This window comes from Agromyces binzhouensis (assembly GCF_004135055.1).
Lineage (GTDB): Bacteria > Actinomycetota > Actinomycetes > Actinomycetales > Microbacteriaceae > Agromyces > Agromyces binzhouensis.
Map to the genome: position 1 here is coordinate 1 of NZ_SDPL01000085.1, position 9,783 is coordinate 9,783.

Genomic DNA, 9,783 nt, shown 5'->3' on the forward strand with positions numbered 1-9,783 from the left:
GGCGACCCCGAGCAGCCCGGCGGCGACCCGGCGTCCGGCCTCGGCGAGGCCCGCGACCAGGCCCTCAGCCATCACGTACCGCGTTGCGCTCAGCCCCAGCGACGCCGAGAGCACGGATGCGGCCCGGCCCGCCGATCCGAAACCCGCCTGGGCGGTGTCGAGGTCGATCGCGGCGCCCCGGGCACGATCGGCCGGGTCGGACGTCGCCACCGTCTCCGCCTCCACGCGGAGGGCTGCGGCACGGCCGGCCCACCCGTCGACCAGGTGCGCCACCGCCGACAGGCGCACGGCCTCGGCGATGAGCGACTCCGTCTCGACGGAGTGCGGACCGCCGCTGCGGACGTCGAGCCCGCTCACCACGCGCCGCCCGCGCCGGTCACCGGACGATCCGGTGTCACGATCGAGCGGGCTGCGGCGCACGCGTCGCGTGCACGCTCGCGCTCGACCGCGAGCCGCTCCTCGGCATCGAGCAGCGAACGTTCGGCACCGGCGAGCGCGAAGCGGAGTTCACGAGCACGATCCGCGTAGAGTCCGGCCGCGTCGTCGTGCCATCCCTCGAGACGTTCGAGCACGAGTCCCGGCCGGACCTGCTCGACCTCGACGCGAAGTCGTCTCAGGGCCCAGAGCGCCTGATCGATCGCCCCGAGTCGGAGTTCGGCTGCGGCGGGGGAGGCGGACGTGGACGGGATCACCCCGCGATCCTCGCCCTGGGCTCGAGCCCGCAGGTGCGCGAACCCCGATCGCGTGCGCCACTCGACCGGAGTCGGGCTGGGGAGGACGGCACGCCCGCGCACCGCGTGGCCGCACGACCGGACCGGACCCCGGCACGCGGATCGCGGATCGCGGATCGCGGATCGCGCCGGAGTGCGTCAGTCGAGGCGCACCTGCTCCAACGCGACCGACGCGACCGCTCCGAACGGTCCCGACGGCCCGGTGCGGTCGACGACCGCGGATGCGATCACGAGCGCCCACCCGCGCGCGCGGTCCCAGGTCGCCTCGTCGACCCCGCGACGCTCCTCGAGCTCGGCCCGGAAGCGCCGCCGCGCGGCCGGCCCGAACGTCAGCCACGCCGTCGCCAGGTCGGTCGCCGGGTCGCCCGCGGTGACGTCGCCGAAGTCGACGACGGCGACGAGCGAGCCGGAGGGCGCGAGCAGGAGGTTGTGCGGGTGCAGGTCGCCGTGCAGCCACACGGGCGGTCCCGACCAGGCGGATGCCCCGAGCGCGCGCTCCCACACGGACACCAGTCCCGCGGCATCCGGGATCCGCCCGCTCGCCAGTCGTGCCCGGACGTCGTCGTCCCGGTGCGCGATCGGGACGCCGCGCCAGGCGTTGCGGGGCGCGTCCGCCAGCGCCGGGGTCGCACCGAGCTCGGCGACGAAGGAGGCGAGTGCGTCCACGGCGACGCCGCGCGTGTCGACGTCGAACGCGAGCCCGCTCGCCCCGCTGAACCACGGCACGATGCTCCAGGGCGCGTCGTATCCGAGCTCGGGCGCCGGCCGTCCGTTCCGCACCGGCGAGGGCACGGCGACCGGCAGGCGCGCGGCGAGCTCGGGAAGCCAGCGCTGCTCGTGCGCCATGAGGTCGACCGCCTCGCGCCGCCGAGGCATCCGGATCGCGAGGTCGTCGCCGAGCCGGAACATCGCGTTGTCCCAGCCGTTCGCGACGAACCGCACCTCGCCGGCGAGGTCGGGGTGCTGGGCCCGGACCAGCCGCGCGGCGAGCGCCTCGTCGACGTGGAGGTCGGGCAGCGGGGCATCCGTCACGGCCGTCTCCCTTCGCGCACGGTCACCGCGGGGGTCGGTGCGGCACCGGTGCGATACCCGCACCCGATCCCGCTCTGTTCCACGCCCCGGATTCGGTCCAGAATAGGGTTCCATGACGCCTGCGGACCCCGCCGGGGAATCCGCGCAGCGCTTCCGAGTCTCGTTCGTATGCACCGGCAACATCTGCCGGTCCCCGATGGCAGAGGTGGTGCTGCGCGCCCTCGCCGAACGTGCGGGGATCGCCGACCGCCTGGAGATCGTGTCCGCGGCGACGGGCGACTGGCACGTTGGGGAGCAGGCCGACCATCGCACGCTCGAGGCGCTCGAGCGCGCGGGGTACGACGGCAGCCGCCACCGCGCGCGCCAGTTCGACCCTGACGACTTCCCGATGCTCGACCTCGTGGTCGCCTTCGACCGCGGGCAGTCGCGCGTGCTGCGCAACTGGGCGCGCACGCCGGTCGACGCGCACAAGGTGCGCCTGCTGCTCGAGTTCGACCCGGAACTGGCCCCGCTGCAGGACGTCCCCGACCCGTACTACAGCGACGATGCGACCTTCGACCGGGTTCTTGGGATGATAGAGCGGTCGACTCAGGCGCTCTTCCGGCAACTCGCGCCGGCTCTCAGACAAGGAAACCGATGACTTCGCTGCCTCCCCAGCCGCTCAGCCCGCTCGACGGGCGCTACCGCGCCGCCGTCGGCGAACTCGGCGAGCACCTGTCCGAGGCCGGCCTCAACCGGGCGCGCGTGCACGTCGAGGTCGAGTGGCTCATCGCGCAGACCGATCGCGGCTTCTTCGGCACGAGCCCCCTGGCGGATGACGCGAAGCAGGCGCTGCGCGCGGTCGTCACCGACTTCGGCCAGGCCGACATCGACGAGCTCGCCCGATTCGAGGCGACCACGCGCCACGACGTGAAGGCCGTCGAGTACTTCGTCCGCGGCAAGCTCGACGAGCTCGGGCTCTCGAACCTCGCCGAGCTGACGCACTTCGCGTGCACCAGCGAGGACATCAACAACCTCTCCTATGCGCTGACCGTGCGCGACGCCGTCGCACAGGTGTGGCTGCCGAAGTACCGGGCCGTCATCGCCAAGCTGATCGGGCTCGCCGAGGAGCACCGCGACGCCGCGATGCTCTCGCGCACGCACGGTCAGCCCGCGACCCCGACGACCATGGGCAAGGAGCTCGCGGTCGTCGCCTACCGCCTCGATCGCATCCTCCGCCAGGTCGAGGCGACCGAGTACCTCGGCAAGTTCTCCGGCGCGACCGGCACCTTCTCGGCGCACGTCGTCGCGGCGCCCGGCGTCGACTGGCCCACGGTCTCGCGCGAGTTCGTCGAGTCGCTCGGGCTCACGTGGAACCCGCTCACCACGCAGATCGAGTCGCACGACTGGCAGGCGGAGCTGTACGCCCGCATCTCGCACGCCAACCGAGTGCTGCACAACCTCGCGACCGACATCTGGACCTACATCTCGCTCGGCTACTTCCGCCAGATCCCGGCCGCCGGTGCGACGGGCTCGTCGACCATGCCGCACAAGGTCAACCCGATCCGCTTCGAGAACGCCGAGGCGAACCTCGAGCTCTCGAGCGCGATCCTCGACTCGCTCGCCGCGACGCTGGTCACGAGCCGCCTGCAGCGCGACCTCACCGACTCGAGCTCGCAGCGCAACATCGGCGTCGGCGTCGGCCACTCGGTGCTCGCGCTCGACAACATCCTCCGCGGGCTCGGCGAGATCGACCTCGACCGCGCCCTCCTGCTGGCGGACCTCGACGGCAACTGGGAGGTGCTCGGCGAGGCGATCCAGACCGTGATCCGCGCCGAGGTGGCCGCGGGCCGCTCGTCGATCGCCGACCCGTACGCGCTGCTCAAGGAGCTCACGCGCGGCAAGCGCGTCGGTGCGACGGAGCTCGCCGAGTTCGTCGGCGGCCTCGACGTCTCGGACGACGCCAAGCAGCGGCTGCTCGCGCTGACGCCCGCCACGTACACGGGCATCGCCGACGAGCTGGTCGACCGCCTGCGCGGGTAGCACGCTCGCGTTCACGGACGATGTCCGGGGTGGAGCGCCGCTTGCTCCCGCACTCCACCCCGGGAATCGCACTCGAATGGGTGCGGTGCGGTGCCCGCGAGCGGGTGACGCTCGGGCAGGCGGCTCAGTGCGCCGAGTCGCCGCCCTGACGCCGCTCGGGGTCGCCGCCCGCGCCGTCGCCGTGCTCGCTCGAATTGGGCTTGACCGCCATGGAGAGCAGCGCGAGCACCATCAGCACGATGATGAAGACGCCGCCGAGCGTGATGAGCGTGAGCGTCCAGTCGCGCGTGCCGAACAGCACGATGACGGCGGTGAAGACGGCGGCGATCGCGGCGCCGCCGACGTACTCGACGGGACGCAGCACGTCTCGCCGGCTCGGACGGTGGCCGCCGTCGGGGGAGTTGGTCACGATCGCTCCGATCCGGATGCCGCGTCGCCGGAGCCGGTCGGCTCGGTCGCGGCCCACTTCAACGACAACCCGCCGATCACGAGCAGCACGCCGGCCACGACGAGGTAGGCGCCGAAGAGGCCCACCGCGGTGACGGGATCGAGCGGGAGGAGGACGAATGCGAGGGCCAGCGCGGCGGTGAGCCCGCCGACGGCCAGCCAGTCGCGCGCCGCGGCGACGCGGCCGCGCGCACGGATCCCGGCGAAGAGCTCGAGGATGCCGGTGACGGCGGCCCAGACCGCCACCGTGAAGGTGAACGTGGCGACACCGGCAGAGGGGGTTCCGGCGAGCCAGAGGGCGACGAGGCCCGCAGCTGCCGTGATCACGCCGTTCGCCACGAAGGTCAGGCGAGCCGTGCGGTCGGCCACGAGCCGACCGGAGAGCGCGCCCACCACGACGCCCGCGACGATCGCCCACCAGCCGAAGACCGTGAGGCCGAGTGCGGCGGAGTGGTCCTGCGAGAACGTGATGACCACCGACGGGAGGATGGCGAGCGCCCCGCGCGTCACCGGGAGCAGCCAGGCGCCTGCGCGCTCGGGCGCGGCATCGCGGGCATCGGCCACGGCGACCTCTTTCGACTGGGGAACCGTTCAATCCTACGCGGGACGTCGTCGAGAGGATGCTGGGCGCCGAGCACGCGGTGACGGATGGCGCGACGCGGGCCGCGGCATCCGTCACCCCCTCAGCCGGTCACCGACCGGCCGTCGGCGTCAGAGCGACTTCAGGATGTCCTCGACGCGCTCCTTCGCGTCGCCGAACAGCATCTGCGCGTTGTCGCGGAAGAACAGCGGGTTCTGCACCCCGGCGTAGCCGGTCGACATCGAGCGCTTGAACACGATGACGTTGTCGGCCTCCCAGACCCGCAGCACCGGCATGCCCGCGATGGGGCTGCCCGGATCCTCGGCGGCGGCGGGGTTGACCGTGTCGTTCGCGCCGATGACGAGCACGACCGAGGTCGCCGCCAGGTCGTCGTTGATCTCGTCCATCTCCTCGACGATGTCGTACGGCACCTTCGCCTCGGCGAGCAGCACGTTCATGTGCCCGGGCAGGCGGCCGGCGACGGGGTGGATGCCGAAGCGCACGTCGATGCCGCGCTCGCGCAGCTTCGCCGTCAGCTCGGCGACCGGGTACTGGGCCTGCGCGACCGCCATGCCGTAGCCCGGCGTGATGACCACGCTGCTCGCGCCCTTCAGCATCTCCGCGGCATCCACCGCCTGGATCTCGCTGTACTCCCCGAGGTCGCTGTCGGCCTTGGCGGGCGCCTCGATGCCGAAGCCACCGGCGATCACGGAGATGAACGAGCGGTTCATCGCCTTGCACATGATGTACGACAGGTAGGCACCCGACGAGCCCACGAGCGCGCCGGTCACGATCAGGAGGTCGTTGTTCAGGAGGAAGCCGGCCGCGGCCGCCGCCCAGCCCGAGTAGCTGTTGAGCATCGAGATCACGACGGGCATGTCGCCGCCGCCGATCGAGGCGACGAGGTGCCAGCCGAGTGCGAACGCGAGCGCCGTCACGAGGACCAGCAGCCAGAGCTGCGAGTCCATGACGTACCAGACGGTCAGGCCCACGAACACGACCAGCGCGCCGAGGTTGAGCACGTTCTTGCCGGGCAGCACGAGCGGCGCCGACTTCATGCGCGCCGAGAGCTTCAGGAACGCGACGATCGAGCCCGTGAAGGTCACCCCGCCGATGAAGATGCCGATGAAGACCTCGGCGTGGTGGATGTCGGCGAGCGAGCCGTCGAGCGCCGGCGGGTCGAGGTGGCCGTTCCATCCGACGATCACGGCCGCCAGGCCGACGAAGCTGTGCAGCAGCGCGATCAGCTCGGGCATGCCCGTCATCTCGACGATGCGCGCGCGCCACAGGCCGATCGACCCGCCGATGAGCACGGTGACGACGAGCAGGCCGAGGCCGAGCAGGGTGCCGGGCTGGTCCCACGCGCCCTGGAACGTCACCCAGATCGTGGCGACGAGCGCGATGGTCATGCCGGCGATGCCGTATCCGACACCGGCTCGTGCGGTCTCGTGGCGACTCAGCCCGGCGAGGCTGAGGATGAAGAGCAGGGCCGCGACGATGTACGCGGCGCCGGCGATCGATTCGGGGGTCAGGGACTCAGGCAACAGGGGGCTCCTCGATGACGTCTTCGGTCGGTCCGCGGCTCAGCTGCTCGCCCGGTCGCCCTTGGCGAACATGGAGAGCATTCGCCGAGTCACCGCGAACCCGCCGAAGACGTTGATGCTGGCGATCAGGATGGCGATCGACGCGAGGACCTGCACCGCGAGGACCTCGCTGGTGACCTGCACGATGGCGCCGACGATGATGATGCCCGAGATCGCGTTGGTCACGCTCATGAGCGGCGTGTGCAGCGCGTGGGCGACCTTGCTGATCACGTAGAAGCCCGCCACCACCGCGAGCACGAACACCGTGATGTGCTGGGGGAGCGGCTGGGGGGCGAAGGCGTTCAGCAGGAACAGCCCCGCGATCCCGACCCCGATGAGCGCGGCGCGGCCGGCTGGGGAGAGCTGCCGCTTCGGCTTCGGGCCTGCAGCGGATGCCGCGGCATCCGCCCCGCCCTGACCGCCGGGCGCCGGGGCAGCCGAGACCTGCACGGGCGGCGGCGGCCACGTCGTCTCGCCGTCGCGGACGACCGTGACCGACCGCTGCACGACGTCGTCGAAGTCGACCACGAGCTCGCCGTCCTTGCCCGGCGTGAGCAGCTTGACGAGGTTCACGAGGTTCGTGGCGTAGAGCTGCGACGCCTGGGTGGGCAGGCGCGAGGCGAGGTCGGTGTAGCCGAGGATGACGACCCCGTTCGGCGTGACGACCCGCTCGCCCGCGACCGAGCCCTCGACGTTGCCGCCCATGCCCGCCGCCATGTCGACGACGACGCTGCCGGGCTTCATGCTCGCGACGTCCGCCGCCGTGATCAGCTTCGGTGCCGGACGGCCCGGGATCAGGGCCGTCGTGATCACGATGTCCACGTCGCGCGCCTGCTCGGAGTAGATCTCGGCAGCGCGCCGGTCGTACGCCTCGCTCGTCGCCTTCGCGTACCCGTCGGTGGACTGCTCGACCTCGACCTCGACCTTGAGGTACTCGCCGCCGATCGACTTGACCTGGTCGGCGACCTCGGGCCGCGGGTCGGTCGCGCGCACGATCGCACCGAGGCTGGACGCGGCCCCGATCGCCGCGAGGCCGGCGACGCCCGCACCGGCGACGAGCACCTTCGCGGGCGGCACCTTGCCCGCCGCCGTCACCTGCCCGGTGAAGAAGCGGCCGAACTCGTGCGCCGCCTCGACGACCGCGCGGTAGCCGGCGATGTTCGCCATCGAGCTCAGCACGTCCATGGACTGCGCGCGCGAGATGCGCGGCACCGCGTCGAGCGCGAGTGCCGTGACGCCACGCGCGGCGAGCGCCTCGACGAGGTCGGGTCGCAGCGCCGGGCTGAGCAGGCCGATGAGCGTGGTGCCGGGGGAGAGTGCCGCGATCTCGTCCCGAGCGGGCGGGTTGACCTTGAGCACGATGTCGCTCGCGAACGCGGACTCGCGCGTGACGAGTCCGGCGCCCGCAGCGACGTACGCGTCGTCAGGGAACGACGACGCCTCGCCCGCGCCCGCCTCGACGACGACCTCGTAGCCGAGCCCGATCAACTGCTTCACGGTCGCCGGCGTGGCGGCGACCCGGGTCTCCGAGCCCTGCTCGGTGACGACGCCGATGCGCGTCATGCGTACTCCCTCTCATCGCCCGACCGCGGGTCGGTGCGATGCGGCACCTCGTGGACGGGTCCGTGCGAGCACGTCGTCCGGTGGGGGCCGGAGCGGCGACGGTGCTGCACGCGATCACTTTAGGTCCCCGGACTGCGCCGACTCCATGTTTCGTGCTCTTCGACGCGGAAAGACCCCGCATTCTTTCGCGAATCGGAAAGAGCCGGTGCGGGGTCGGCCGCCCTCAGGCGAACTCGGCGCGGAAGAGGTGCATCGCCCCCGGCACGCCCTTGAGCTCCGCGGGTCCGCGCGAGCGTCGCGGCCAGGTCGGCGGCGGCCTCGTCGCCGCGCTCCTGGGTGAGGCGCGTGTACCCGGTGATGTCGAAGAAGCAGATCGCCGGCGGCCGTTCGAGGTGACTGTGGATGCCGGCCCTCGCCATCAGCACCTCGAAGCCCTCGATGATGTTCGACGTCCACGCCCGCGCCTGCTGCGCGTGGTAGAGGCCGAGCATCGCCCGTTCCGCGAGCGGGGTGCTCCGATCTGCGAACTCGGGGTTGCCGATCTCGTCCGCCGATCTGCCCGCCGCCATGGCCGGCTCGACGACCTCGGCGTTCCACCACGCCGCTTCGGCCTCCGCCATCCGTCGGGTGCTCTCGCCTTGGACGCGGAGCAGTCGCTCGATGGATGCCGGCCGGAACCCCTCGGCGATCTGCAGTTCGAGGAAGGGCACCACGGCCATCTCGTCCTCGCGCATGAGGTCGTCGGGTGAGGGCAACGGCGAGCCGATCGCCTCACGGATCGTCGTGAGGAGGTCGATCGGCACCCCGGTGCGCTCGCTGACCTGCTGGAACGTCTCGCCGGTGAGCGGAGCGAATCGCTCGTACGCCTCCGCGTCGAAGAACCCGAGCGAGAGGGCGCCGTGCTCGAGCGCAGTGGCGAGTCGCTCCAGCGGAATGGCGACCTCCTCGAGCGACCGTGCCATCAGGATCCGTCGCACATCGCCCGCCGAGAAGCGATCCTGCCCCGTGGGTGCGATGATGCCGAGGCTCACCAAGCGCTCGACGTACGTGACGTCGACGCCGGCGCGGCCGGCCGCCTCCTCGCGTGAGAACCCGCTCACGCCGGTCAGCCTACTCGCGTGATGCCACCGGCCGTTCGGATTCCGCGCAACGCGTTCTACTATCGACCGAGTGCCCGCGTTCTTCCGGCTCGGGCGGCGACGTGACGGAGGATCGACGTGGACGCAGGCAAGCCGACCGCGCCGGCCGGATCGCAGACGCTGAGCCGGGGCATCCGCGTGCTCGAGGTGCTCGCCGACGCCGACCGCAACCTGACGATCGACGAGGTCGCCGCCGCCCTGCGCGTGCACCGTTCGGTCGCGTACCGGCTCGTGCGCACCCTCGAGGAGCACACGCTCGTCACGCGCGACGCAGCCGGCCGGCTCGCGCTCGGCACCGGGCTCGCCGCCCTCGCCGCCGGCGTCGCTCGCGACCTGCAGCAGGTCGCACTGCCCGAGCTTACCGAGGTCGCGAACGAGCTCGGCATGACCTGCCTCATCGCGGTGCTCGCCGACAACGAGGAGGCCGTCACGCTGCTGAGCGCCGCCCCGCGGCACACCATGACGGTCGTCTCGTACCGTCCGGGCCACCGGCATCCGATCACCCGCGGCGGTCCCGGCAAGGCGATCCTGCTCGCCATGCCCGAGAGCGCCTGGCCGGTCGACGTGCCCGACGCCCTGCGCGCCGAGATCGCCGAGAGCCGCGCCCGCGGCTACGCGCTGAGCCACGACGAGGTCGTGCCCTCGCTCCGGTCGGTCGCCGTGCCGCTCACCCTGCCGGGCCAGCC

The 9,783-nt window shown here is 72.1% G+C and carries 11 protein-coding genes; 3 read left to right on the forward strand and 8 right to left on the reverse strand.

Features of this window, described 5'->3' with window-relative positions:
* The 3 genes from ESO86_RS06425 to ESO86_RS06435 all read right to left on the reverse strand — a co-directional run.
* Positions 1–357 (reverse strand): hypothetical protein (locus tag ESO86_RS06425; protein ID WP_165307415.1); only part of this gene is annotated, 357 nt, incomplete at its 3' end.
* On the reverse strand, positions 354–692 hold the full coding sequence (locus ESO86_RS06430; RefSeq protein ID WP_129234150.1) for a hypothetical protein: 339 nt from the start codon (positions 690–692) through the stop codon (positions 354–356). The genes ESO86_RS06425 and ESO86_RS06430, both read right to left, overlap by 4 nt.
* A gap of 177 nt (positions 693–869) precedes the next feature.
* Entirely contained in the window at positions 870–1,763 is an 894-nt protein-coding gene (locus tag ESO86_RS06435; RefSeq protein WP_207207033.1) for an aminoglycoside phosphotransferase family protein, read from the reverse strand.
* A gap of 112 nt (positions 1,764–1,875) precedes the next feature.
* On the opposite strand from ESO86_RS06435, the gene ESO86_RS06440 reads away from it, so the two are divergent.
* Positions 1,876–2,403, forward strand: a complete 528-nt coding sequence (locus ESO86_RS06440) for a low molecular weight protein-tyrosine-phosphatase (protein WP_129234152.1) — start codon at positions 1,876–1,878, stop codon at positions 2,401–2,403.
* On the forward strand, positions 2,400–3,785 hold the full coding sequence (purB, locus tag ESO86_RS06445; RefSeq protein ID WP_129234153.1) for an adenylosuccinate lyase: 1,386 nt from the start codon (positions 2,400–2,402) through the stop codon (positions 3,783–3,785). Before ESO86_RS06440 ends, purB begins: the two co-directional genes overlap by 4 nt.
* Before the next feature lie 124 nt (positions 3,786–3,909).
* Here the strand turns inward: purB and ESO86_RS06450 are convergent, their stop codons facing one another.
* From ESO86_RS06450 to ESO86_RS06470, 5 genes are all read right to left on the reverse strand, one after another.
* A complete protein-coding gene (locus tag ESO86_RS06450) occupies positions 3,910–4,194 on the reverse strand; it encodes a hypothetical protein (protein WP_207207034.1) in 285 nt (94 codons plus the stop codon).
* Positions 4,191–4,796, reverse strand: coding sequence for a DUF308 domain-containing protein (locus tag ESO86_RS06455; RefSeq protein WP_129234154.1), 606 nt, complete (start codon positions 4,794–4,796; stop codon positions 4,191–4,193). The genes ESO86_RS06450 and ESO86_RS06455 overlap by 4 nt, the downstream gene beginning before the upstream one ends.
* Before the next feature lie 147 nt (positions 4,797–4,943).
* Complete coding sequence (pntB, locus tag ESO86_RS06460; protein WP_242492238.1) at positions 4,944–6,356, reverse strand: Re/Si-specific NAD(P)(+) transhydrogenase subunit beta; 1,413 nt, start codon at positions 6,354–6,356, stop codon at positions 4,944–4,946.
* 39 nt (positions 6,357–6,395) lie between these two features.
* Positions 6,396–7,958 (reverse strand): Re/Si-specific NAD(P)(+) transhydrogenase subunit alpha, encoded by a 1,563-nt coding sequence (locus ESO86_RS06465; protein ID WP_129234155.1) that lies wholly within the window; start codon positions 7,956–7,958, stop codon positions 6,396–6,398.
* 119 nt (positions 7,959–8,077) lie between these two features.
* Positions 8,078–9,058: a hypothetical protein gene (locus ESO86_RS06470; RefSeq protein ID WP_129234156.1), complete on the reverse strand. Its 981-nt coding sequence runs from the start codon at positions 9,056–9,058 to the stop codon at positions 8,078–8,080.
* Positions 9,059–9,175: 117 nt separating this feature from the next.
* On the opposite strand from ESO86_RS06470, the gene ESO86_RS06475 reads away from it, so the two are divergent.
* The coding region (locus ESO86_RS06475) for an IclR family transcriptional regulator (protein ID WP_129234157.1) at positions 9,176–9,783 on the forward strand (608 nt) is incomplete at its 3' end.